General features: G+C 55.8%; 22 protein-coding genes and 2 pseudogenes. 14 read left to right on the top strand and 10 right to left on the bottom strand.

Annotated elements, in window-relative coordinates:
- Positions 1–97: 97 nt before the first annotated feature.
- The 8 genes and pseudogenes from fliL to rcsA all read left to right on the top strand — a co-directional run bounded on the left by fliL (position 98) and on the right by rcsA (position 5,093).
- The gene (gene fliL, locus HWQ14_RS13390) at positions 98–568 is read left to right on the top strand and encodes a flagellar basal body-associated protein FliL (RefSeq protein ID WP_148418155.1); all 471 of its coding nucleotides are present in this window, start codon (positions 98–100) and stop codon (positions 566–568) included.
- Between the two features lie 4 nt (positions 569–572).
- Complete coding sequence (gene fliM, locus HWQ14_RS13385) at positions 573–1,577, top strand: flagellar motor switch protein FliM (protein ID WP_006811158.1); 1,005 nt, start codon at positions 573–575, stop codon at positions 1,575–1,577.
- On the top strand, positions 1,574–1,987 hold the full coding sequence (gene fliN / locus HWQ14_RS13380) for a flagellar motor switch protein FliN (protein WP_003859592.1): 414 nt from the start codon (positions 1,574–1,576) through the stop codon (positions 1,985–1,987). The genes fliM and fliN overlap by 4 nt, the downstream gene beginning before the upstream one ends.
- Positions 1,988–1,989: 2 nt before the next feature.
- The gene (fliO, locus tag HWQ14_RS13375; RefSeq protein WP_176609993.1) at positions 1,990–2,364 is read left to right on the top strand and encodes a flagellar biosynthetic protein FliO; all 375 of its coding nucleotides are present in this window, start codon (positions 1,990–1,992) and stop codon (positions 2,362–2,364) included.
- Positions 2,364–3,101, top strand: coding sequence for a flagellar type III secretion system pore protein FliP (fliP, locus tag HWQ14_RS13370; protein ID WP_176609992.1), 738 nt, complete (start codon positions 2,364–2,366; stop codon positions 3,099–3,101). The genes fliO and fliP overlap by 1 nt, the downstream gene beginning before the upstream one ends.
- A 10-nt stretch (positions 3,102–3,111) precedes the next feature.
- Positions 3,112–3,381, top strand: coding sequence for a flagellar biosynthesis protein FliQ (gene fliQ / locus HWQ14_RS13365; protein ID WP_003859587.1), 270 nt, complete (start codon positions 3,112–3,114; stop codon positions 3,379–3,381).
- Positions 3,382–3,387: 6 nt separating this feature from the next.
- Positions 3,388–4,180, top strand: a pseudogene (fliR, locus tag HWQ14_RS13360) (flagellar biosynthetic protein FliR); the annotation flags it as partial.
- Positions 4,181–4,469: 289 nt separating this feature from the next.
- Positions 4,470–5,093, top strand: a complete 624-nt coding sequence (gene rcsA, locus HWQ14_RS13355; protein ID WP_148418159.1) for a transcriptional regulator RcsA — start codon at positions 4,470–4,472, stop codon at positions 5,091–5,093.
- A 98-nt stretch (positions 5,094–5,191) separates the two neighbouring features.
- Here rcsA and dsrB read toward each other — a convergent pair whose 3' ends face one another.
- Entirely contained in the window at positions 5,192–5,380 is a 189-nt protein-coding gene (dsrB, locus tag HWQ14_RS13350; protein ID WP_003859583.1) for a protein DsrB, read from the bottom strand.
- Between the two features lie 128 nt (positions 5,381–5,508).
- On the opposite strand from dsrB, the gene yodD reads away from it, so the two are divergent.
- Positions 5,509–5,736, top strand: a complete 228-nt coding sequence (yodD, locus tag HWQ14_RS13345) for a YodD family peroxide/acid resistance protein (protein ID WP_063151635.1) — start codon at positions 5,509–5,511, stop codon at positions 5,734–5,736.
- A 297-nt stretch (positions 5,737–6,033) separates the two neighbouring features.
- Positions 6,034–6,834, top strand: coding sequence for a mannosyl-3-phosphoglycerate phosphatase-related protein (locus HWQ14_RS13340; RefSeq protein WP_176609990.1), 801 nt, complete (start codon positions 6,034–6,036; stop codon positions 6,832–6,834).
- Here HWQ14_RS13340 and dgcQ read toward each other — a convergent pair.
- From dgcQ to HWQ14_RS13325, 3 genes are all read right to left on the bottom strand, one after another.
- On the bottom strand, positions 6,819–8,519 hold the full coding sequence (gene dgcQ, locus HWQ14_RS13335) for a cellulose biosynthesis regulator diguanylate cyclase DgcQ (RefSeq protein ID WP_176609989.1): 1,701 nt from the start codon (positions 8,517–8,519) through the stop codon (positions 6,819–6,821). The genes HWQ14_RS13340 and dgcQ overlap by 16 nt on opposite strands.
- An 84-nt stretch (positions 8,520–8,603) precedes the next feature.
- A complete protein-coding gene (locus HWQ14_RS13330; protein ID WP_148418162.1) occupies positions 8,604–8,786 on the bottom strand; it encodes a YodC family protein in 183 nt (60 codons plus the stop codon).
- Positions 8,787–8,864: 78 nt separating this feature from the next.
- On the bottom strand, positions 8,865–9,779 hold the full coding sequence (locus HWQ14_RS13325; protein WP_408939078.1) for a DUF808 domain-containing protein: 915 nt from the start codon (positions 9,777–9,779) through the stop codon (positions 8,865–8,867).
- A gap of 175 nt (positions 9,780–9,954) precedes the next feature.
- Between HWQ14_RS13325 and yedA the strand changes: the two genes are divergently transcribed.
- Positions 9,955–10,869 (top strand): drug/metabolite exporter YedA, encoded by a 915-nt coding sequence (gene yedA, locus HWQ14_RS13320; protein WP_176609988.1) that lies wholly within the window; start codon positions 9,955–9,957, stop codon positions 10,867–10,869.
- On the opposite strand, the gene HWQ14_RS13315 is transcribed toward yedA, so the two are convergent.
- From HWQ14_RS13315 to HWQ14_RS13305, 3 genes are read right to left on the bottom strand one after another with little or no spacing between them, the layout of a single operon-like run.
- A complete protein-coding gene (locus tag HWQ14_RS13315) occupies positions 10,841–11,332 on the bottom strand; it encodes a very short patch repair endonuclease (RefSeq protein WP_148418165.1) in 492 nt (163 codons plus the stop codon). The genes yedA and HWQ14_RS13315 overlap by 29 nt on opposite strands.
- Positions 11,313–12,746 (bottom strand): DNA cytosine methyltransferase, encoded by a 1,434-nt coding sequence (locus HWQ14_RS13310; protein ID WP_176609987.1) that lies wholly within the window; start codon positions 12,744–12,746, stop codon positions 11,313–11,315. Before HWQ14_RS13310 ends, HWQ14_RS13315 begins: the two co-directional genes overlap by 20 nt.
- 43 nt (positions 12,747–12,789) lie before the next feature.
- The gene (locus HWQ14_RS13305) at positions 12,790–13,491 is read right to left on the bottom strand and encodes a phosphohydrolase (RefSeq protein WP_176609986.1); all 702 of its coding nucleotides are present in this window, start codon (positions 13,489–13,491) and stop codon (positions 12,790–12,792) included.
- A 284-nt stretch (positions 13,492–13,775) separates the two neighbouring features.
- Between HWQ14_RS13305 and ompC the strand changes: the two genes are divergently transcribed.
- Positions 13,776–14,933 carry a porin OmpC gene (ompC, locus tag HWQ14_RS13300; protein WP_176609985.1) on the top strand — a complete coding sequence of 386 codons (1,158 nt, stop codon included), beginning with the start codon at positions 13,776–13,778 and terminating at the stop codon, positions 14,931–14,933.
- Positions 14,934–14,973: 40 nt separating this feature from the next.
- On the opposite strand, the gene HWQ14_RS13295 is transcribed toward ompC, so the two are convergent.
- Complete coding sequence (locus tag HWQ14_RS13295) at positions 14,974–15,837, bottom strand: N-acetylmuramic acid 6-phosphate etherase (protein ID WP_176609984.1); 864 nt, start codon at positions 15,835–15,837, stop codon at positions 14,974–14,976.
- Between the two features lie 153 nt (positions 15,838–15,990).
- Between HWQ14_RS13295 and HWQ14_RS13290 the strand changes: the two genes are divergently transcribed.
- Both HWQ14_RS13290 and dcuR read left to right on the top strand, forming a co-directional pair.
- The gene (locus tag HWQ14_RS13290) at positions 15,991–17,607 is read left to right on the top strand and encodes a sensor histidine kinase (protein WP_176609983.1); all 1,617 of its coding nucleotides are present in this window, start codon (positions 15,991–15,993) and stop codon (positions 17,605–17,607) included.
- On the top strand, positions 17,604–18,323 hold the full coding sequence (gene dcuR, locus HWQ14_RS13285) for a two-component system response regulator DcuR (RefSeq protein WP_148418171.1): 720 nt from the start codon (positions 17,604–17,606) through the stop codon (positions 18,321–18,323). Before HWQ14_RS13290 ends, dcuR begins: the two co-directional genes overlap by 4 nt.
- On the opposite strand, the gene HWQ14_RS13280 is transcribed toward dcuR, so the two are convergent.
- A complete protein-coding gene (locus tag HWQ14_RS13280; protein ID WP_176609982.1) occupies positions 18,304–19,266 on the bottom strand; it encodes an FAD:protein FMN transferase in 963 nt (320 codons plus the stop codon). The genes dcuR and HWQ14_RS13280 overlap by 20 nt on opposite strands.
- Positions 19,267–19,360: 94 nt before the next feature.
- Positions 19,361–22,143, bottom strand: a pseudogene (locus tag HWQ14_RS13275) (flavocytochrome c).
- Between the last annotated feature and the right edge of the window lie 549 nt (positions 22,144–22,692).

The raw sequence follows: 22,692 nt of genomic DNA, 5'->3' as shown, positions 1-22,692 counted from the left end.
GTAACGTGATTATCCCCGTCTTTTCCACGCTTTGACCGAAGCCGGACACGGGATAATCACCGTATTAAGCTGTACCGAAACAGGAAGCTCGTATCAGATGACAGACTCCGCTATCACCAAAAAAAGCAAGCGTTCCATCTGGATCCCGCTGCTGGTGTTGATTACCCTCGCGGCCTGCGCCACCGCAGGCTACAGTTACTGGCGTATGCAGCAGGAACCGTCCACCGCTGCCGCCAAGGCTGAAGTGCCGCCACCTCCGGCGCCGGTCTTCTTCCCGCTGGATACGTTCACCGTTAACCTGGGCGATGCGGATCGCGTGCTTTACGTGGGCATTACGCTGCGTCTGAAGGATGAAGCGACCCGTGCGCGTCTGAACGATTACCTGCCGGAAGTGCGTAGCCGTCTGCTGCTGCTGTTCTCCCGTCAGGATGCCTCCGCGCTCGCCACCGATGTGGGTAAGCAAAAGCTGGTCGACGCGATTAAACAGACGCTGTCGACCCCGCTGGTCAACGGCCAACCTAAGCAGGAAGTCACTGACGTTCTGTATACAGCCTTCATTCTGCGGTAACGACATGGGCGACAGTATTCTTTCTCAGGCAGAAATCGACGCGCTGCTCAACGGCGACAGCGATAAGAGTGACGATCCGAAACCGGGTCTCACCGGCGACGACAATATTCGTCCCTACGATCCCAACACCCAGCGCCGCGTGGTGCGCGAGCGTCTCCAGGCGCTGGAGATCATCAACGAACGTTTTGCACGTCAGTTCCGCATGGGGCTGTTTAACCTGCTGCGTCGTAGCCCGGACATCACCGTGGGTGCGATCCGCATTCAGCCGTATCATGAGTTTGCCCGCAACCTGCCGGTGCCAACCAACCTTAACCTGATCCATCTGAAGCCGCTGCGCGGTACCGGCCTTGTGGTGTTCTCGCCAAGCCTGGTCTTTATTGCGGTGGATAACCTGTTCGGCGGCGACGGCCGTTTCCCGACCAAAGTGGAAGGGCGCGAATTTACCCATACCGAACAGCGCGTGATTAACCGCATGCTGAAGCTGGCGCTGGAGTCTTACAGCGACGCGTGGAAGGCGATTAACCCGCTGGAAGTGGAGTACGTCCGTTCCGAGATGCAGGTGAAGTTTACCAACATCACGACTTCGCCGAACGACATCGTGGTTAACACCCCGTTCCACGTTGAGATCGGCAACCTGACGGGCGAGTTCAACATCTGCCTGCCGTTCAGCATGATTGAACCGCTGCGCGAGCTGCTGGTGAACCCGCCGCTGGAAAACTCACGTCATGAAGATCAGAACTGGCGTGAAAACCTGGTGCGTCAGGTACAGCATTCGCAGCTGGAGCTGGTGGCTAACTTCGCCGATATCTCCATGCGCCTGTCCCAGATCCTGAAATTACAACCCGGCGACGTTTTGCCGATAGACAAACCCGACCGCATTATTGCCCACGTGGATGGCGTACCCGTGCTGACAAGCCAGTACGGCACGATTAACGGTCAGTATGCGTTACGCGTTGAGCACCTGATCAACCCGATTTTGAATTCGCTGAATGAGGAACAGCCCAAATGAGTGACATGAACAATCCGTCCGATGAAAACAGCGGAGCACTGGACGATCTGTGGGCTGACGCGTTAAACGAGCAAAAAACCACGCCGACGAAAAGCGCGGCGGACGCGGTATTCCAGCAGCTGGGCGGCGGCGACGTCAGCGGCACTTTGCAGGATATCGACCTGATTATGGATATTCCGGTCAAGCTGACCGTTGAGCTGGGCCGCACCCGCATGACCATCAAAGAGCTGCTGCGCCTGACCCAGGGCTCCGTGGTGGCGCTTGACGGTCTGGCCGGCGAGCCGCTGGATATTCTGATCAACGGCTACCTGATTGCCCAGGGCGAAGTGGTGGTGGTGGCCGATAAATACGGCGTGCGCATCACCGACATCATCACCCCATCCGAACGTATGCGTCGCCTGAGCCGTTAAGCATGAAAACCCAGGCAACAATTTCCGCGCCCTCCGCCGTGCCAGGCTCACCGCTGCTTCAGGTGAGCGGTGCGCTGTTCGGTATTATTGCCTTTATCCTTATCGCCGCCTGGCTGGCAAAGCGTTTCGGTCTGGCGGGGAAAACGGCCGGCACGCGCGGGCTGAAGGTCAGCGCCAGCACGACGCTCGGGCCGCGCGAGCGCGTGGTCATTGTTGAAGTTGACGATGCGCGACTGGTGCTGGGCGTTACCGCCTCCAGCATCAACGTCCTTCACACGCTGCCGCCTGCGCCTGCCGCGGTGGAGGCTAACGCACAAGCCCCTGCGGATTTTCAGTCCGTCATGAAGAGTTTGCTCAAGCGTTCCGGGAGATCCTGATGCGCCGTTTGTTACCCCTTACGCTGGCAGGCCTGAGCCTGTTCGCCCCCGCTGTGTATGCGCAACTGCCGGGGCTGGTTTCAACCCCGCTGGCGAACGGCGGACAAAGCTGGTCCCTGTCCGTGCAGACGCTGGTGTTCATCACCTCGCTGACCTTTATTCCGGCGATCCTGCTGATGATGACCAGCTTCACCCGCATCATCATCGTGTTCGGCCTGCTGCGCAACGCGCTCGGTACGCCCTCCGCGCCGCCGAATCAGGTGCTGCTGGGGTTAGCCCTGTTCCTGACCTTTTTCATTATGTCGCCGGTTATCGATAAGATTTACACCGAGGCATACCAGCCGTTCAGCGAAGATAAGATTTCGATGCAGGTCGCGCTGGAGAAAGGGGCGCAGCCGTTACGGGAATTCATGCTTCGCCAGACGCGCGAAGCGGATTTGGCCCTGTTCGCCCGCCTCGCCAACACGGGCGAGCTTCAGGGGCCGGAAGCGGTGCCGATGCGTATCCTGCTGCCGGCTTACGTCACCAGCGAGCTGAAAACCGCGTTCCAGATTGGCTTCACCATTTTCATTCCGTTCCTGATCATTGACCTGGTGATCGCCAGCGTCCTGATGGCGCTCGGGATGATGATGGTTCCGCCCGCCACCATTGCCCTGCCCTTTAAGATCATGCTGTTCGTGCTGGTCGACGGCTGGCAGCTGCTTGTCAGCTCGCTGGCGCAGAGTTTCTACAGTTGAGGAGCGCGCAATGACGCCTGAGTCGGTCATGATGATGGGCACGGAGGCGATGAAGGTCGCGATCGCCGTTGCCGCGCCCCTGCTGCTGGTCGCGCTGGTGACCGGTCTGATTATCAGTATTCTTCAGGCCGCCACGCAGATTAACGAGATGACCCTGTCGTTTATCCCGAAGATCATCGCCGTCTTCGTGGCGATTATCGTTGCCGGGCCGTGGATGCTCAACTTGCTGCTGGACTATATGCGCAACCTGTTCACCAACCTGCCGTACATCATCGGCTGACGGACGATGCTTCAATTCACCAGCGATCAGTTTGTTCAGTGGCTCGGCATCTATTTCTGGCCGATGCTGCGCATCATGGCGCTGATCTCAACCGCCCCTATTCTCAGTGAGAAATCGATACCCAAGCGCGTCAAGGTTGGGCTGGGCATCGTTATCACCATTATCGTTGCCCCTGCCCTGCCGCCGGTGGATATTCCGATTTTTTCCCCGAACGCCGTCTGGATTGCCCTACAGCAGGTGATGATCGGCGTGGCGGTTGGGTTTACGATGCAGCTTGCCTTCGCCGCGGTGCGTACCGCGGGGGAACTGATCGGCTTGCAGATGGGCTTATCCTTCGCGACCTTCGTTGACCCAGGCAGCCACCTGAATATGCCGGTGCTGGCGCGGATTATCGACCTGCTGGCGATGCTGCTGTTTCTCACGTTCAACGGCCATCTGTGGCTGATCTCCATGCTGGTGGATACCTTCCACACGTTGCCGATTGGTGATGACCCGGTGAACAGCAACGCCTTTCTGGCGCTGGTGCGCGCTGCCGGGCTTATCTTCCTTAACGGGCTGATGCTGGCGCTGCCGATCATCACCCTGCTGCTGACCGTCAACCTCGCGTTAGGGTTACTCAACCGCATGGCGCCGCAGCTGTCGGTATTTGTCATCGGCTTTCCGGTGACGCTGACGGTAGGGCTTTTATTAATGTCATTGCTGATGCCACTTATCGCCCCCTTCTGCGAGCATTTATTCAGTGAGATATTCAATCTGTTAGCGGATATTGTCAGCGAACTTCCACGCAAATAATAACCCCCAACGTTTGCAATGTCTTTCTGAGGATATTCCTAAAATAAAACTCAAAAAACATCTACCAGGATATATCTGACGCGGTTTAAATGTTTCTAACCACCTCACAATACTTAATATTTACTTTACTTTAAGATGATTCCTGGCAAATTATACGTAACTTTACGGGATAGTGAGTCCGCCTGAAAGTCTTTGTCATGCTCACAGGTTTATTAGGTTTTATCCATCCCGTATGGCTGTTTATGAGCTCTCAGGCAGATGGTGAATTATCGTTACGCATTGAGTGAGGGTATGCCATGTCAACGATCATTATGGATTTATGCAGCTACACCCGGCTAGGGTTAACCGGGTACTTAGCAAGCAGAGGGGTAAAAAAGAGAGATATCAACGATGCGCACACCGTTGAAGAACTCGCAGCCGCTTGTGACGTTCACAAGCCAGGCGTGGTGTTTATTAATGAGGACTGTTTCATTCACGATCCCGCTAACAGTCAGCACATTAAGCAAATCATTAATCAGCATCCTAAGACCTTGTTTATTGTCTTTATGGCGATCGCCAATATTCATTTCGATGAATATTTGTTGGTCCGTAAAAACTTATTAATCAGCTCTAAATCGATTAAACCAGAGTCACTTGATGATATTCTGGGCGATTACCTGAATAAAGAAGTTAAGAATGTAGGTGCGGTTAACTTACCCACCCTATCATTAAGCAGAACTGAATCAAGTATGCTAAGAATGTGGATGGCTGGACAAGGGACAATTCAGATCTCAGACCAGATGAATATTAAGGCAAAAACAGTATCGTCACACAAAGGAAATATTAAAAGGAAAATTAAAACGCATAATAAGCAAGTGATATACCACGTCGTACGCCTGACAGATAATGTGACGAACGGGATTTTCGTTAATATGCGCTAAGCTGCACGGCCATGTTGTACCCTACCTCTATCTCTGGCCTGGCCAGAGATTTTGCTTTTTAGCCGCAGAAGCCGGGGTGACAAGCCCCCGACGCCGCGCTATTCCGCCGTTTCCACAAAGATCCCATCCGGATGCCCCAGTTCGTTAAAGAACCAGATGCCGAGCGGGTAGTCTTCCAGCGACACGAGGTACATCGTGCCTTCATTGAACTCTTCTATTGCCAGCACCACGCCCGGGCGGCGCGGCCCACCGTCCGTTTTCACGGTTACCCGATCGTTAACCTTCATACTTTCCTCCTGTGGTTTTGAGCCAGTGTAGAACAAAATGGATTGCCTGACATCGGCGCCGGGCGCGAATGGCGTTTTTGTGTGCGGTCTATACTTAGCTGTGGAGATGGTTAAATGAGGAGCCCGCAATGAAGACCGACAAAGAGTACAGCGACACCATCAAGCGTGAGGTAGAAGTGGATGTCGACGCCCTGCTTGCCGCCATTAACGAAATTAGCGAGTCCGAAGTACATCGCGCCGAGGATAATTCAGACCATGTCGTGGTTAACGGGCGTGACTACCACACCTACCGTGAACTCGCCGAGGCGTTCGAGCTCGACATTCATGATTTTAGCGTCTCGGAGACGAACCGCTAGGATGAAAAAAATCCCGGTCATGGGGATGACCGGGATCAAACTTGCTTATGCAAGAAGCACTTGTAAATTCGTTACACCAGGAAATCTGATGCAGGTAAGACATTAGCCCCATCGGTTTTGTCTTACAAGCATATATTCTCTGAGCGAATATAATATTTTATACATGTGAATTTTTGTTATGAGTATAAACCTGCGTGGGGTGTGGGTTTGTCGGGATCGTTACCGGTTCAACGGGGTGACAACGCTTCTCTTTTTTAAGAATTTTCTCATAAAAACCGCCATCATCCGGGAGAGTTTATGCCTTCGCTTCAGGAGACGCTGCTCGTCTTTACCGACCTCGACGGCACGCTGTTGGATTTTCATACCTTCGACTGGCAGCCCGCCGCCGCGTGGCTGGAGAGGCTGCAGGATGAGCAGGTTCCGGTCATACTGTGCAGCAGCAAAACGGCGTCGGAGATGAATGATATCCAGCAGGAGCTGGGGCTTGTCGGTCTGCCGTACGTTGCGGAAAACGGTGCGGTGATCCAGCCTGACGTCCGGTGGGAAAACGCCGCGCGTTTCATTTCAGAAAAGCAGCACGGCGGTATTCGGGAATTCATCGAGCGGGTTCGCCTGGAGCTGCACCTCAAGTTCACCACCTTCGATGATGTGGATGAGCGGGTCGTGGCCGAATGGACGGGACTGAGCCGCCCTCGCTCCGTGCTGGCACGCCAGCACGAGGCTTCCGTGACGCTTATCTGGCGCGACAGCGATGGGCAAATGCAGCGCTTTGCACGGCTGCTGGCCGGACAGGGGCTGAAGATCGTGCAGGGCGCACGCTTCTGGCACATTCTGGACGCGCGCTGCGGAAAAGACGTGGCGGTTAACTGGCTGGTTGAGCGCTATCGCCAGCGCGACGGCTCAGAATTCACGACGCTGGGTCTGGGAGACGGCCCCAACGATGCGCCGCTGCTGGACAGCGTAGACTATGCGGTGGTCGTCAAAGGCTTCAACCGGGCAGGCATCAGCCTGAAGAACGACAGCCCCGCACGGGTTTATCATACCCGGCTCAGCGGACCGGCTGGCTGGCGCGAAGGGCTTGATTACTTTTTATCCTGATCCTGCCAGATAACCCGGTTACGCCCGCTCTGTTTCGCCTCGTACAGCCGTGCATCGGCGGCGGATTGCAGTTGTTCAAAGTGATAGTTGCCCTTCTCCTGCGCCCCGGAGACGCCAAACGACGCGCTCACGCGCAGGGTCGTGCTCTTTTTAATCAGAATTTCTTTGCTGTCGATTCGCTCGCGGATACGCTCGGCCACCTCAGCCGCCTCCTCCAGCGTCAGCCCGGGCAGCACCACGCAGAACTCCTCGCCGCCGACGCGCCCGGCAATATCGCCGGCGCGAACGGTGCTGGCAATCAGCCCCGCCGCATGGGACAACACCTTATCACCCGCCTGGTGACCGAAACGATCGTTGATGCTCTTGAAGCAGTCCAGATCGATCTGAATGATGGAGAACGGCAGCGACTGCTGTTCACACTGCTTCGCCAGAACTTTCGCCCGCTCGAACAGCGCCCCGCGATTATTCAGCCGGGTAAGCGGATCGTGCCAGGCCTGCCACTGCAGCGAGTTCTGCAACGAATACATATTGCTGACCATGCGCCGGATCACCAGCCATGAAATGAGCAGCATCGCGGTAAACAGCGCCCAGAGCAGGGCCAGCACGATGCTGATACTGCCGAAATCACCGCGAACCCCCTCATCCAGGGTGTGTACCCGCAGGACGAGGCCGTCGAAATGATCGAGGCGCGCCCAGCTGATAAAGCGGCTTCCCAGGCGAATGCCGCCCTCGGTGTCCAGCTCTATAGCATGCGCGATTTGCGCCAATTCCCGCTCGTCGAAGTGATTAACCTCCTCTGCCGGGGTCTCAGTCGTCGCGAGCATGTTGAGGCGGCTGTCATACAGCTGGTACTCCCCTTCCGTATGGTCGTCCATCGCCTCCACCAGCAGCTGGCGCATGGTGGCAAAGGTGAAATCCATCGCCACTACGCCATACCAGACGTGATGGTAATAGACCGGCACGCTGGCGGTAATGAGCGGCTGTTTACCGGCAAAAGCCGAGGGAGGCGAGATAAACCACCGAACCGCCCGCGCCCGGTTTTCACGATCTGTCTGCTGAGTAAACCAGGGCTGCGTGACCAGATGGTAATAGCGCTGGGCAATATCGCCGTGATGCGCAGGCGTATCCGTTTCCAGAAAAAACCCAGCGCGAGAAACGTATAATACCCGCTCCTCGTGGCGTGAATTTGTGGAGGCCAGGCGCAGCAAATAGCCCACTTCGAGCGCGGCGGAAAGCTCGTTATTCAGGTAATCGTCATCGCGAGTGAGCAGCGTTGTTTTTTCAACAAACGCATCCGAAACGCCGTTGATCGGCAGCGTGCGCTTTTTATCGACCGCAATTTGCCAGACGGGGGAACGCCGCACGCGATCAAAACGCTTTACCGCATCCTGCAGAACCCCAAACGCCAGCGGCGTCTCCAGCGCGTCCAGCATGCTGTGGCGAAAGTAGAGCATTTTATTGACGCTAAACTGGAGCTGTCTGTCCAGCGAGCTGGCAACGGTTTCCAGGTGGTTACGCTGGCTGGAGATGTAGGCCTCCTCCAGCACCACGACTTCGCGCCAGGTCAGGAGGGTGGAGAAGATCAGCACAACAATAAAACAGAGGTTAACAACCAAAAGGGGATTGCTACGCTTGTGCAGCCATTGCAAAAAAGATTGTTTAACAACGTACGTATCGTGCTGCACACACACTCCCTGATTGCCGTTCACCCTGCGGCATGGTAAGCCATCAGTCAGTAAAAACGCCCGGCAGAGCCGGGCGTTACGTGATTAAGCCTTATCGCGACTTTGCCTTTCATCACCGGGCTGAAGCTCGTCTTCACGAAAAGCCTCGCGCTTAATGCCGTATCCATCATGCCACCGGCATTCCACCATTCCGCTGGAATAACCGGTGACGATCATGCTCGGACCGCCACCCTTAGGCTTAACTTCATCACTGACCAAAAAGACCATACCTGCCTCCTGTATCAGGGTGAAACGTTATCAATTTAGACGAGGAACGCGCTTTTTGCACCCGCAGCCGGTCAATAATTAATGCGATGTGCCGCGTACTTTTCCAACCAGCTTAACCACTGCCACCACAATGAGGCCGACGATAAAGCCCAGCACGAGGTTAAGCAGCGTCGGCAGAATGGCGGCGACCACCGTACCATGTCCTGACGCCAGATGTTCAATCGCATGATGCAGCGCGGCAACGCCGTGTACAATAATTCCGCCGCCGACCAGGAACATCGCCAGGGTACCCACTATCGACAAACTTTTCATCAGCCACGGAGCCAGCACCAGCAGGCTTTTGCCGATGCCGCGCGCAATGGCGCTGGATTTTTTTTCCAGCCAGAAGCCGATATCGTCCAGCTTGACGATAAGGCCGACCAGGCCATACACCCCAACCGTCACAAGAATGGCGATCAGCGACAGCACCATGACCTGGTTCATCAGCGGTGCTTCGGAGACGATCCCAAGCGTAATCGCCACAATCTCCGCCGAGAGAATGAAGTCGGTACGAACCGCGCCTTTGATTTTATCGCGCTCAAACGTTTTAGGATCCTGCGCGGCCAGCGCTTCCAGACGCTGCTGGCGCATCTCAGGGGTATCTTTCTCCTTGCGCGCCGCAAGCATGTGCAGCACTTTTTCGGCACCTTCAAAGCACAGGAACGCGCCGCCAATCATCAGCAATGGCGTAATGGCCCAGGGAATAAAGGCGCTGATCAGCAGCGCCAGCGGAACGAGGATCACCTTGTTAATAAAAGATCCTTTCGCCACGCCCCACACCACCGGCAGCTCACGGTTCGCCCGCACGCCGCTGACCTGCTGCGCGTTAAGCGACAGATCGTCTCCCAGCACCCCGGCGGTTTTTTTCGCCGCCAGTTTTCCCATCACCGAAATGTCATCAAGCAGCGTGGCGATATCGTCCAGTAATGTTAATAAGCTACTTCCTGCCAAAATCTCTATCCTTCTTTTTTTGCTAATTAAGTGAATAGTATGGAACAAAACTCGCGGCCCGGAAACAGGCACCTCGCGTCAACAAAAATTTCACATAACCAGCACAATTAAAGCGCTCGCCAGCGAGATAGTTTTGGCGTTAACTATGAGCGAACTTTTTATTTCGTCGTGAGGGACTATGCGTTTCCGGCATCTGCTACCGCTCATTGGAGCACTTTTTTCCCTGTATATCATCTGGGGATCCACCTATTTTGTTATCCGTATTGGCGTGGAAAGCTGGCCTCCGCTGATGATGGCCGGCGTTCGCTTTCTTGCAGCCGGCGTGCTGCTGCTGGCGTTTTTACTGCTGCGCGGCCATAGGCTTCCACCGCTGCGCCCGATGCTTAACGCCGCCCTGATCGGCCTGCTGCTGCTGGCTATGGGCAACGGTGCGGTTACCGTCGCCGAACATCAGAACGTGCCGTCGGGGATCGCCGCAGTGGTCGTCGCGACCGTGCCGCTGTTCACGCTCTGCTTTAGCCGTCTGTTCGGGATCCGCACCCGCAAGCTCGAATGGCTGGGCATCGCGATTGGGCTTGCGGGTATCATCATGCTCAACAGCGGCGGTAACCTGAGCGGCAATCCGTGGGCGGCGGTGATGATCATGATTGGCTCCATGAGCTGGGCCTTCGGCTCGGTCTACGGCTCTCGCATTGAACTGCCTGCCGGGATGATGGCGGGTGCCATTGAGATGCTCGCGGCGGGCATCGTGCTGCTGATTGCCTCCACGATAGCGGGCGAAAAGCTGACGGCGATGCCGGGTCTGTCCGGTTTCCTGTCCGTCGGGTATCTGGCGCTGTTTGGCTCCATTATCGCCATCAACGCCTATATGTATCTTATCCGTAACGTATCGCCGGCGATCGCCACCAGCTACGCCTACGTTAACCCGGTGGTTGCCGTACTGCTGGGCACCGGTTTTGCCGGCGAAGTCCTGTCGACGATTGAATGGCTGGCGCTGGGGGTCATTGTCTTTGCGGTGGTGCTGGTCACGCTGGGTAAATATCTGCTGCCCGCCAAGCCGATCGTCACGGCGTGTGGGGCGGAGAAACCGTGATCGGGTGAATGCCCTGCGTATCGATCTGCGCGGCCTGACCGCCGCCGCAGATCCACTCTTCCAGCCGCTCGGTCAGAGCGTCGTCACCGAGCTTCAGTTTGCCGCGCAGCGCGCACTCCCAGACGATCAGCACGCGCCAGCCCTGAGCGAAAAGCGCCGAAACGTCGCGCTTGTCGCGCTCGACGTTCTTGCCAATCTTCTCCAGCCAGAAATCGGTGCGCGTCGCCGGGACTTTAAACAGATAGCAGTCGTGGTGATGCCAGAAACAGCCGTGGGTAAAGATGATGCACCGGTAAGCGTCGATCACGAAATCAGGACGCCCGGCAAGCGCGGCATCCTGAACCCGGAACGTAAACCCGACGGCGCTCAGGAGGCCCGCAATCCGCTTTTCGATCGCGGTATCACGCGTGCCGATCGCGCGCATGTTCTTGCTGCGCGTGGCCTTATTGTGAACGTCCGCCATTGACGGCCTCACTCTTGCGAATTTCAACCGCCTTACCGATGCGCGACACCAGCAGTTTTGCTACGGCGGCAAAGGCAGGCACCACAACCGAGTTGCCAAACTGGCGATAGGCCTGGGTATCCGACACCGGAATGCGGAAGCGGTAGCCCTGAGGCGTCTCGAAGCCCATCAGACGCGCGCATTCGCGAGGCGTTAAGCGACGCGGTCGGTGCTGCTGGTTGTGCGGATCGTCAAAATCCTTTTCGCCCAGCGCCCTATCCCATCCCCGGTCAATCAGGATCTCCGCGCCGTCCTTGTAGTAGCGCGCCGACAGCGTGCGCGTCACGCTGTCGGGATTAAGCGGGTTGACCATGCCAAAACCAAAGCCGTTGCCCTTAGCCTGATGCTTTTTGGCATAGCGATAGAGGTATTTCCACAGCACCGGCGTCAGGATGAATTTGGCGTCAACGGCGGGCTCCAGCAGATCCGCAACCGTAGGGCGGCGCGCCGGATACAGCGAGGGCAAATCACGCAGCGTAAAGTCGCCTTTCAGATCCAGATCGCGACGGAAGCCTACCAGCACGATGCGTTCCCGATGCTGCGGCAGGAAGTGTTTGCCGTCGATAATTTTCGGATCGTCCGGCCCCATATCGTCCGCGTCCGCCACGTCGTAACCCAGCTCATCCAGGGTTTGCATGATAATGCGGAAGGTTTTCCCGCCGTCATGGCTCTTTAAATTCTTGACGTTTTCCAGCACAAAAATCGCCGGGCGGCGGGCGTCGATGATGCGGGCAACGTCAAAGAACAGCGTTCCCTGCGTATCGCAGGCAAAGCCGTGCGCGCGGCCCAGCGCGTTCTTCTTCGAGACGCCTGCCAGCGAGAACGGCTGGCACGGAAAGCCGGCCAGCAGCACATCGTGCGCCGGGATGGTGTTGCGAATGTGCTCAGCGGCTTCTTCGTCGCTGACGCCGCTTTTGTGGCTCAGGGTGACGTCGCGGATGTCGGCATTGAACTGGTGCTCGTCGGGGTCGCAGTACCAGTTCGCCTTATAGGTGCGCACGGCATGCTTATTCCATTCGCTGGTGAACACGCACTGCCCACCAATGGCTTCAAAGCCGTGGCGAATGCCGCCGATGCCGGCAAAGAGATCGATAAAACGAAAGGCATAATTCGGATGCGCAGCGGGTGGTCGCGGCAGCAAATTTTGCAGGTAGCGGAACTCGCCGTCGCTGAGGCGGTGCCCTGCCCTGTCGCTTATCAGCAGCCGCTTGAGTATCGCCGGGCTCCAGTGGCTTTCGCCATGAGCCTCCAGCTGGTTTGCCAGCGTTTTAGCATCGTACATTTCCAGCAGCTGACGCAGCAGTGCCTGCACAGATGCCGTTGATTTCTCAACCCGCTCGGGCGCGGGTACAGTCACTGATAGATTTTCCAGCATTCTCTTAACCGGGCAATAAAGACAGAAAACAGATTACCACAGTTCAGGATCGCAAACTGCGACGGAAATGGTTCAGCACCCGGCTATCCGTTCCGAGATAATCGCCCTGTAGTTCAGCGCTGAGCTTCGCCATAAACTGGATCAGGAAGTCGGCATTGTGGCGCGCAAGCTCGCGTCCTCGCGGGGTTTGCATGGTGTCCGGCAGGCGCAGGAGTTTGGTCTGGAAGTGGTCGAGCGCGAAGGTTTTATCATCCAGCGGTCGGGCACCGGCAAACGGGTCGTCGGCATCGAACAGCGCGACGCCCAGCGCACCGGACACGGCAAAAACGCGCGCCAGGCCGATAGCGCCTAAGGCCTCCAGCCGGTCGGCATCCTGCACGATTTTCGCCTCAAGGCTTTGCGGCGCAACCCCGGCGCTGAAGCTATGCGCCTCAATGGCATGCTCAACGGCCGCATAGCGCTCTGGCGGGAAGTCAGGAAAATCGCGGCGCAGGATCTCACGCGTTTTGCGCGCCGCCAGCAGCGAGGACTGGCTCCGATCGGGATGGTTTTTCGGCAGGCTGACAACGTCATGGAAGTAGCATGCGGTCAGCACGACCAGCGGATCGACGCGAAGCTCAGCCATGATGTTCTGCGCGGTCACCCAGACGCGGCGAAAATGTGCAATGTCGTGGGCCGCATCATCGGTGAAATGGTTTTCATCCAGCCAGCGTTCAAAACGGTGCTGCCACTGCGCAAGTTCCATACTCTCATCCTGTTGCTCAAAAGAGGGTTAATTATAATACACCCGAATCAAACCCACTTAAAAATAGAACCGCGAAATACTTAATAATAATTACAGCCCATATTTTCAATGAATTAATTCACCTGAAAAATAAAGAGATAAAAAGAAATATTTTGTAATCTTTTTACCCATTTAATTACATTTATTTTTGAAACTAAATAACTCTTCATAGAATAGTATCGGCCATGTAGTTACGGAGGGTAATTACATATATTCAGACAAATTATATTTAAAGGGAATATATAATGAAAAGAAAAGTTCTGGCAATTCTTGTACCCGCGTTATTAATGGCTGGCGCAGCAAATGCGGCTGAGATGTACAACAAAAACGGCAACAAGGTCGACCTGTACGGTAAAGTCGATGCGCGTCATACCTTCTCTGACCATGCAGGCGACGACGGTGACGAAACCTATGTACAGGTTGGTTTCAAAGGCGAAACGCAGATCGCTAACGACCTGGTGGGCTATGGTCAGTGGGAATATAAAACCTACGCTAACGATACCGAAGGTGCGGGCGACAAGTCTTTTAACCGTCTGGCCTACGCTGGCCTGAAATACGGTGAATATGGCTCATTTGATTACGGTCGTAATTATGGCGTCGTGTACGACGTTGAAGCCTGGACCGATATGCTGCCGGTATTTGGTGGTGATTCCTACACCTGGACTGACAACTATATGGTTGGCCGTACTAATGGCGTGGCGACCTACCGTAATAATGATTTCTTTGGTCTGGTCGACGGCCTTAATTTTGCGCTGCAATACCAGGGTGCTAACGAAGGCGCGAACGCAAACGAAGATCAGGAAGGCACCAAAAACGGACATGACGATGTGCGTTTCCAGAACGGCGACGGCTTCGGTATGTCGAGCACCTATAACTTCGATTTCGGTCTGTCGCTGGGTGCGGCGTATTCTTCCTCCGACCGCTCTAATAAGCAGGAAGCCTATGGCAAGCATTACAGCGCACATTTCGCTGGTGGCGAAACAGCCGAAGCATGGACCATTGGTGCAAAATACGATGCCAATAACGTCTATCTGGCGATGATGTATGCAGAAACCCGCAACATGACCCCATACGGTGATTATGGTATCGCGGATCAGACTCAGAACTTCGAAGCCGTTGCACAGTACCAGTTCGACTTCGGCCTGCGTCCATCTCTGGCATGGGTTTACTCGAAAGGCAAAGATATGACCTATCCAGGCACCGCCGGTAACCCGCAGGGTCAAAAAGGCGACATGGATTTGGTTAACTACATCGACGTAGGCATGACCTACACCTTTAATAAGAACTTCTCAACCTATGTTGATTACAAGATCAACATGCTGGACAACGATGAGCGCTTCTATGAAGCCAACGGTATTTCTACCGACGACATCGTTGGCGTAGGCATGACCTACCAGTTCTAACCCGCAAAACAGTAAAGCCCGCTACGCGGGCTTTTTTATTTTATGGCGCTTCCTGCAAGGCCAGACGGATAAAACCGTTATTCTGCGCCAGCAGCTCATGCGCTTTCCACGCATCAAGCCCCGTCAGCACCATCAGCACCGCCGTTTTGCAGTGGTGGTTACAGCTCTCCAGCGCGACCTTTGCCTGCGCCCGGGTGCATCCCCCCGCCTCCATTACAATGGCGATTTGCCGTTCGGCCCATCGGGTGCTGGTGGCCTCAATATCAACGCGCAGGTTGCTGTATACTCGTCCGGTTCTTACCGCCAGACCGGTGGTGACCATATTCAGGATCATTTTTTGCGCGATGCCCGCTTTGGTATTCGCGTACCCGGCCACCACGTCGGCACCCGGATCGGGCGCTATCACCATGCTCGCCAGCTGCGCCGCCTCGCTTTGCGTATCCCCCGTGACCAGAGCAACCGTTGAGCCCAAAGACCAGGCATGGCGCATCGCGCCCCACACCCACGGCGTTTTGCCGCTAACGGACAGCGCCAGCATCATGTCGTGCTCGCCAAAATTGATCGTCTGGAGATCGGCAACGCCGCGCTCGTAGCTTCCGGCGTTATCGCCTGCCGTAATCGCAATGACGGGATGTTTACCTGGCGCAAACTCCGCCGCCGCCTGCTCCGCCACGCGTCCGGACGCGCCCGCGCCGATCAGGATCAGACGTCCGCCGTGGCTAAGGGTTGCCGCCGCGTTATCTACCACGCGGGCGAGCATCGTCAGGTGTGGGGTAAGTGCAGAAGCGATCTGTGCGTCATCCTGGTGAATGACTTTCAGCATATCCAGCGTGGATAATCTGTCGATATTCATCGTGCTGGCGTGCCGTTTTTCCCTGGCCGTACCGGTAAGCATAATGCTCATAAACTGCCTCCTTATTATGAGTACCCCCACACTATAAAGTGTTTTATATAGGTCACCTGAGAGGAGGGTCACGAAACGCCCTTCTTTACATGGCTTTATGAAACGCCCGTCATCAGCGATAATTAGCCCATTCTTTATCATCGCGGAGTGTTAATGAGCGATTTGCAGCCCTTTTCCCCGACGCGCAAGCGCCCTATGAAGCTGAACACGCTGGTTACGCTGATGGTATGCGCCATTATCGGATCTGTGCTGCTGGTGGTCTTCGCGCTCTATTCTGTACAGATTACCCGGGCAACGCGCGATGACGTAAAAGACACCGCGCTGGGTATCGCCCGTACGCTGGCAGACAGCCCGGACATCAGGCGCGGCCTGATGGAGTCGCCCCAGGCCGGCATCATCCAGCCGATAGCGCAGGCCGTGACGAAGCGTAACGATCTGCTGTTTACCGTGGTCACCGATCTGCGCGGCGTGCGTTATTCCCATCCCAATGAGGCGCTGTTAGGTTTGCATTTTATCGGCGACGATCTGACCCCCGCCCTGGAAGGGAAAGAGAATGTCTCCGTAAACCGCGGCGCGCTCGCGGAAGCGCTGCGCGTCTTTACGCCGGTGTATGACGACCAGCACGAGCAGATAGGCGTGGTGGTGGTCGGCATTTCGCTGAATAAGGTGGAAGATCAGATTGCCCGCGGGCGGCTCAACGCCGTGTGGACCATCCTGTTCAGCGTTCTGATGAGCTCGCTGGGGATATGGGGCTTAGTCCGGGTTCTCAAACGCATCCTGTTCGGGCTTGAGCCTTATGAGATCTCCGCCCTCTTTGAGCAGCGTCAGGCCATGCTGCAGTCCCTGCGCGAGGGCGTTATGGCCGTGGACATTCACGGCCGCGTGACGATGATTAACCATACCGCCAGAGAAATTTTACTCCTGACCTCCGGCCAGCACTCCGAAAGCAGCAGCGAGCCGCTGCTGGCCAGCCTGAGGGAGGTGTCGAGAACCGGCATTGCGCGTCAGGATCAGGAGATTGGCTGTAACGGACGGCTGCTGCTGTGCAACATGGTGCCGGTAAAAAGCCAGAATCAGGTGATCGGGGCAATCAGCACGTTCCGCGATAAAACCGAAATCAGCCAGCTGATGCAGCGTATTGATGGCATGGTCAGCTACGTTGACGCCCTGCGCTCCCACACGCATGAGTTTATGAACAAGCTGCACGTGATCCTCGGCCTGCTGCACATGAAGCGCTACGACAAGCTGGAGGAGTACATCATCCAGACCGCGCAGAATTATCAGACCGACATTGGTGCGATACAGCGTAAGGTTAAATCGCCGGTCATTGCCGGCTTCCTGCTGGGTAAAATCAACCGCGCGAAAGAGGCCGGTGTAACCCTGACGCTGGCGGAGGAGAGCCAGCTTCCGGACACGGCCAATGAAGAGCAGGTTGCGGTGCTGATTACCGTGCTGGGTAACTTAATTGAAAACGCCCTGGATGCGATGGAAGGCCAGCCGGAGGGTGAGATCGGACTGCTGCTGCATTACCAGAACGGCTGGCTGAGCGGTGAAGTCAGCGATGACGGTCCCGGCATCGACCCCGAGCGGCTGGAGGCTATTTTTACCAAGGGCTACTCAACCAAAGGTGAAAACCGCGGCGTTGGGCTGTTCCTTGCGCGTCAGCAGATCCAGAACCTCGGCGGGGATATTACCGTCGAGTCGGAGCCTGGCGTGTTTACCCAATTTTTTGTTCAGATCCCCTGGGATAGCGAGAGGAATATCGCGTGATAAATGTGTTAATTGTCGATGATGACGCCATGGTAGCCGACCTCAACCGTCTGTACGTTAACCGCGTTGAGGGTTTTAGCTGCTGCGGCGTCGCTTCCACGCTCAACCAGGCCGAGGCGCTGATTGCAAACCCGGCCCAGCCGATCGACCTGGTGCTGCTGGATGTCTATATGCAGCAGGATAACGGGCTGGATTTGCTGCCCGTCATCCGCGCGTCGGGCCGCCCGATTGACGTGATCATGATCTCATCGGCCTCCGACGCGGCGACGATCCAGACGTCCATGCACTACGGCGTGGTGGATTACCTGATTAAACCGTTCCAGTTCCCGCGTTTTGAAGAGGCGCTAAACGGCTGGAAGGCAAAGCGCAGCCTGATGGGATCGCATCAATATTATGAACAGGCCGACGTGGACAGGCTGATCCACGGCGGTGCGCCGGAGCTGGCCGACAGCAAGAAATTACCGAAAGGGTTAACGCCGCAGACGCTGCGCACGATTTGCCAGTGGATCGACAGCCATCCGGAGACGGAATTCTCTACCGACGATCTGGCCAACGCGGTGAACATTTCACGCGTTTCCTGCCGCAAATACCTGATCTGGCTGGCGCAAATCAACATCCTGTTTACCAGCATCCACTACGGCGCCACGGGCCGCCCGGTGTATCGCTATCGTTTACAGCCGGAACAGACCGGGCTGCTCAAGCAGTACTGCCAGTAATACGGTAGCCCTCGTCCAGCAGGGTAAAGCGGAAGTGGTGCATCGAGGAGAACACCACTTCTTTCGTTTTGGTGACAAAAATCGCTTCAATATCAGGGCGCGAGCGCAGCGCGGCGCAGCCCTTCTCCACTCCCATGCCGTAGATCAGCGTGGTCCAGAGATCGCCGTCGATGGAGTCTCCGGAAATAATCGTCACGCTGTCCAGCTCGTTATCCAGCGGGTAGCCGGTGCGCGGATCCAGGATGTGGTGATAGCGTTTACCGTTCTGTTCAAAGTAGCGCTCATAGGTACCTGACGTCACGACAGACCGGTTCTCTACCGACATTGCCCCAATCAGCGCATCACCGGCGAACGGTTTTTTCAGGCCTACGCTCCAGCCCCCTTCCGGGGAGCCTAACGTCTGGATGTTGCCGCCGAGGTTAATGAGCCCCAGCTCGACCCCCTCCTTGCGCAGATAGTCCCGGACCCGATCGGCAATATAGCCTTTAGCAATGGCGCCCAAATCAATCTCCATGCCGGCCCGCGCCAGAAACACGCTGCTGCTGGTATCATCCAGCACCACGTCAGCGGGATGGGTCAGATCCAGCAATGCCGTGATTTCATCCGCAGGCGGTACGGTGTCGCCCCGAAAGCCGATTTTCCACCGCTTCACCAGCGGCCCAATCGCCAGGTTAAACGCGCTGTCCTTGAGCAGGCTTGCCGCTTTCGCGCAGCGGATGAGATCGAATACCGGACGGCTAACGGCAACCGGATGACTGCCGGCGGCATGGTTGATGTCCATCACCTGAGAATGGGCACGATTGACGGTAAGGAGATCTTCGTACTGTTTGATGAGTCGAAACACGCGGGAAGCAAGCGCTTCGTCATGGGAAAAGAGTTTCAGGAGAATGGGCGAGCCCATCAGAACGGCGGAGTAGCTGTAAACGCGGTTGTCGTCAGGCATGGCAAAGTCCTCAGATGTAGCCCCGGCAGGCACCGCGCCGCCGGGGTTTAATGCCGGATAGCGCGATGCGTATCCGGCCTACAGTACAGGAGCCTTATGCTTTTTTCGCGCGCATCGCCGCCTGATGTCCGGCAAGCGTACCAAAAATAATGATATCTGCCACCGCGTTACCGCCGATGCGGTTACCACCATGGATGCCCCCGACAACCTCACCCGCGGCAAATGCCCCTGGCAGTACGTTGTGGTTGCCGTCCAGCACGCAGGTATCGGTGTTGATGGTCACGCCGCCCATGGTGTGGTGTACGCCCGGTGCAATCTGAATGGCATAGAACGGCCCTTCGTTGATGGGCGCACGCAGCGCGGTGGTACGACCAAAATCGTCGTCGTGCTGTTTTTCCACAAAGCCGTTGTAGCGTTCAAGCGTTGCCAGGAACTGGTGGGGATCCATTCCCAGCGCTTCCGCCAGGGCTTCCGGCGAGCTGGCGCTGGTGACGAAACCTTTTGCGATGTACTCATCCGCGGCTTTATTTTTAGCCCGAACATGCTCGTCAAAGACGATGTAAGCGTATTTCTCCGGCAGCGCGATGATTTGCGCCGAGACCTTGTCGCGGGTTTCCATTTCGTTAAAGAAGCGGTTGCCCTGCTGGTTCACCAGAATCGCCCCGCCGCCGCGGATGGATTCGGAAATCAGATACGAGGTTTTCTGCTCAACGGTTGGGTGGATCTGGATTTCGCCCATATCGACGGTGCCTGCGCCAATACGTTCCAGCAGCGCGATACCGCCCCCCCCGTCGCCCCTTTGTGGTTAGTGGTGACGAACCCTTCCAGGTCCGGACGGTATTTCACCACCATCTGGCTGTTGGCGCTGAAGCCGCCCGTCGCGACAATCACGCTTTTGGTTGCCACGGTGAGGGTTTCATTCTCTTCCGTCGTCAGGCGCACGCCGGTGACTTCGCCGTTTTCAAAGAGGATGTCGCTGACGGAGGTATCCAGCATCACCTCAATGTTGCGCCGGTTGACGTTACGCACCAGGCCGCTGATCAGGTAACCGCCCACCGCGGAACCGTCTTTTGGACGGTGAGTACGGTCGATGCTCATCCCGCCGGTTGTGGTGATGTCGTTCAGCATAATACCGCGCGTAGCCAGCCACTCGATGGCTTCCGGTGCGTTCTCGACAAAGCGACGCAGCAGTTCCGGGTTGTTCTTGTTGCCGCCGCCTTTCAGGCTCTCCTGATAGAACAATTCTTTGCTGTCCTGGATGCCCTTCACGCGCTGGAAGCGGGTTTCGGCGGCGTTCATACCGGCCGAAGCTTTGATGGTGTTACCGCCGATGGTTGGCATTTTCTCGACGATCAGCACGCTCGCGCCTTCGTCATGAGCCTGAATCGCCACCGCCAGACCTGCGCCGCCGCTGCCGACCACCACAACATCCACGCTCCTGGTTTCATTCGGGTCCGCGCCCTCTTCTGCCGCCAGCGCCTTGCTGGATTTCAGCATCGCTTTCGAAACCGCTTTTTTCACCGCCTCGCTCTGGCTGGTTGCGCCCGTAATCGCGTCCACGTGCGGGGTGTTGGCGTCCAGAATGCGGGTGCGGATCTCTTCGAAGCTGGTCGCAAACTCCACGTCATCGCCGGGGCCGGAGGCCAGTTCGATATCCGCGATACGATCGGTTTCAAGGCTGACGTTAATCACCAGCTCGTTAGCATCGTCCTGCACTTTCTCGGTGAAGGTACCGGGCTTGAATTTAGATTCGCCCATGCTCATGTCGCGGATCATCGCTTCCACCAGCGAGAAGCGCCACAGCGGTTCAGGAATGTTCAGCGCTTCACGGCGGGTGCTGTCCATAAACAGCTCGAGGCTTTCACCGGCAGCGATGCGGTCGGTCCAGTCCGGGTAAGCGATAGTGGCCCGCCCGACGGCAATCAGATCGTAGCCGCGATCCAGCGCCTCATTCACATCGGCGGCATTTACCACGCCGCCAACGCCCATCACCGGCACCTGTGCCAGGGTTTCAGAACGCATCGCGCAGTATTTTTCAATCAGCGGCGTTGGATCCTGAGTGTCGACGATAGAAGGTCGCAGGGTGGCGCCAACGGAGAAGTGCAGGTAATCCACGCCGCGCGCGGCCAGTTTTTCCAGCAGATACATGGTGTCGTCGAAGCGAATGCCCGGGACCTCCAGCTCTTCTGGCGAGAAACGATAGCCGATAATGAACGCGTCGTCCGCGTACTGGCGCACCATTTTATGGGTAATGTCCAGCACCGCCAGCGGGAATTTCGCGCGGTTATCGCGGCTGCCGCCCCACTCGTCATCGCGCTGGTTAGAATTTGGGGAGTAAAACTGCTGGATGAGATAGGTGTTCGCCCCGTGGATTTCGACACCGTCGAATCCGGCCTGAATCGCGCGGCGCACGGCTTCACCGAACTTGCCCACCATGCCTTCCACTTCTTCGGTGGTCAGCGCAACCGGCGTCGCGGCACCGTCACGCGGCGCGGCAACGGCGCTGGGACCAACCGGCGTGCGGCCGCCGATAAGCTTAGGATCGACCATGCGGCCGCCGTGGTAGATTTGCAGAAGGGCTTTGGATCCTTTGGACTTAATGGCGTCAGCGATTTTCGCCAGCCCGGCGATTTTCTCGTCGTTATCAATACCAATTGCGCCCGGGAACGCCAGGCCGAGATCGTCGACAAAGCAACACTCAACGATGATGGTGCCGATGCTGCCAGAGCGGGCGCGGTAGTATTCCACCAGTTCGCTGGTCACGGTGCCATCGTAATAGCCGGTACAGGTTGTCATCGGCGCCATTAACAAACGGTTTTTCAGTTCAGTACCATTCGGTAATGTGAAAGGGCTTAACATACGTTCGTTAGTGCTCATAATAGAAACTCCAAACTTTAAAAAATTAAGAATTCGTTATCGGGCTGAATTTTTATTTCGTCGTTTTTGCCGATGTCATGATATTAATATAATGCTTTTTTTAGTTTATAAAGCCATTACGTTAGTTAATAAACTATTTAATCCCTGCGATAACAACAATAATACATTGGTGTTAGTCATATAATTTCATCCATTTACAACAATGCAAACTTCGTTAACATACTTAAGGTAAGACCATTTTATCAACGATAAATAAACTCACATTTATCAACCAATTACATAACTACCGAACTTTATATGTTATCAAAATGAAAAAACGAACAAGAAAAACACCTAATACCCACATACGCCGTAGTGGTTATTTAAAAGAGCATAAAAATACGCATCCATTTCTGTTTATTTGATCGCGATCAAAAGTTTCGACACCTAAACGCGCAATATATAAATATCATCATTTTTTAATTAAGCGCCCAACAAAAAGCGTTTAATCCCTATTACTGAAATAACTGAAGCACCGCTTTAATAACTAAAAAAAGCAAAGAAATTAAA

This window comes from Enterobacter cloacae (assembly GCF_013375935.1).
Taxonomy (GTDB): Bacteria; Pseudomonadota; Gammaproteobacteria; order Enterobacterales; family Enterobacteriaceae; genus Enterobacter; species Enterobacter pasteurii.
This window is presented reverse-complemented; position numbering and strand designations above follow the sequence as displayed.

Excerpts from the sequence above, each read along its gene's own strand:
- fliN (WP_003859592.1), top strand. The coding sequence starts at position 1,574 with ATGAGTGACATGAACAATCCGTCCGATGAAAACAGCGGAGCACTGGAC.
- fliO (WP_176609993.1), top strand. The coding sequence starts at position 1,990 with ATGAAAACCCAGGCAACAATTTCCGCGCCCTCCGCCGTGCCAGGCTCA.
- HWQ14_RS13310 (WP_176609987.1), bottom strand. The coding sequence starts at position 12,746 with ATGCTGGAAAATCTATCAGTGACTGTACCCGCGCCCGAGCGGGTTGAG.
- dsrB (WP_003859583.1), bottom strand. The coding sequence starts at position 5,380 with ATGAAGGTTAACGATCGGGTAACCGTGAAAACGGACGGTGGGCCGCGC.
- fliQ (WP_003859587.1), top strand. The coding sequence starts at position 3,112 with ATGACGCCTGAGTCGGTCATGATGATGGGCACGGAGGCGATGAAGGTC.
- yedA (WP_176609988.1), top strand. The coding sequence starts at position 9,955 with ATGCGTTTCCGGCATCTGCTACCGCTCATTGGAGCACTTTTTTCCCTG.
- rcsA (WP_148418159.1), top strand. The coding sequence starts at position 4,470 with ATGTCAACGATCATTATGGATTTATGCAGCTACACCCGGCTAGGGTTA.
- HWQ14_RS13290 (WP_176609983.1), top strand. The coding sequence starts at position 15,991 with ATGAGCGATTTGCAGCCCTTTTCCCCGACGCGCAAGCGCCCTATGAAG.
- HWQ14_RS13315 (WP_148418165.1), bottom strand. The coding sequence starts at position 11,332 with ATGGCGGACGTTCACAATAAGGCCACGCGCAGCAAGAACATGCGCGCG.
- fliP (WP_176609992.1), top strand. The coding sequence starts at position 2,364 with ATGCGCCGTTTGTTACCCCTTACGCTGGCAGGCCTGAGCCTGTTCGCC.
- fliL (WP_148418155.1), top strand. The coding sequence starts at position 98 with ATGACAGACTCCGCTATCACCAAAAAAAGCAAGCGTTCCATCTGGATC.
- HWQ14_RS13280 (WP_176609982.1), bottom strand. The coding sequence starts at position 19,266 with ATGCCTGACGACAACCGCGTTTACAGCTACTCCGCCGTTCTGATGGGC.
- HWQ14_RS13340 (WP_176609990.1), top strand. The coding sequence starts at position 6,034 with ATGCCTTCGCTTCAGGAGACGCTGCTCGTCTTTACCGACCTCGACGGC.
- fliM (WP_006811158.1), top strand. The coding sequence starts at position 573 with ATGGGCGACAGTATTCTTTCTCAGGCAGAAATCGACGCGCTGCTCAAC.
- HWQ14_RS13305 (WP_176609986.1), bottom strand. The coding sequence starts at position 13,491 with ATGGAACTTGCGCAGTGGCAGCACCGTTTTGAACGCTGGCTGGATGAA.
- HWQ14_RS13295 (WP_176609984.1), bottom strand. The coding sequence starts at position 15,837 with ATGAGCATTATGCTTACCGGTACGGCCAGGGAAAAACGGCACGCCAGC.
- HWQ14_RS13330 (WP_148418162.1), bottom strand. The coding sequence starts at position 8,786 with ATGGTCTTTTTGGTCAGTGATGAAGTTAAGCCTAAGGGTGGCGGTCCG.
- yodD (WP_063151635.1), top strand. The coding sequence starts at position 5,509 with ATGAAGACCGACAAAGAGTACAGCGACACCATCAAGCGTGAGGTAGAA.
- ompC (WP_176609985.1), top strand. The coding sequence starts at position 13,776 with ATGAAAAGAAAAGTTCTGGCAATTCTTGTACCCGCGTTATTAATGGCT.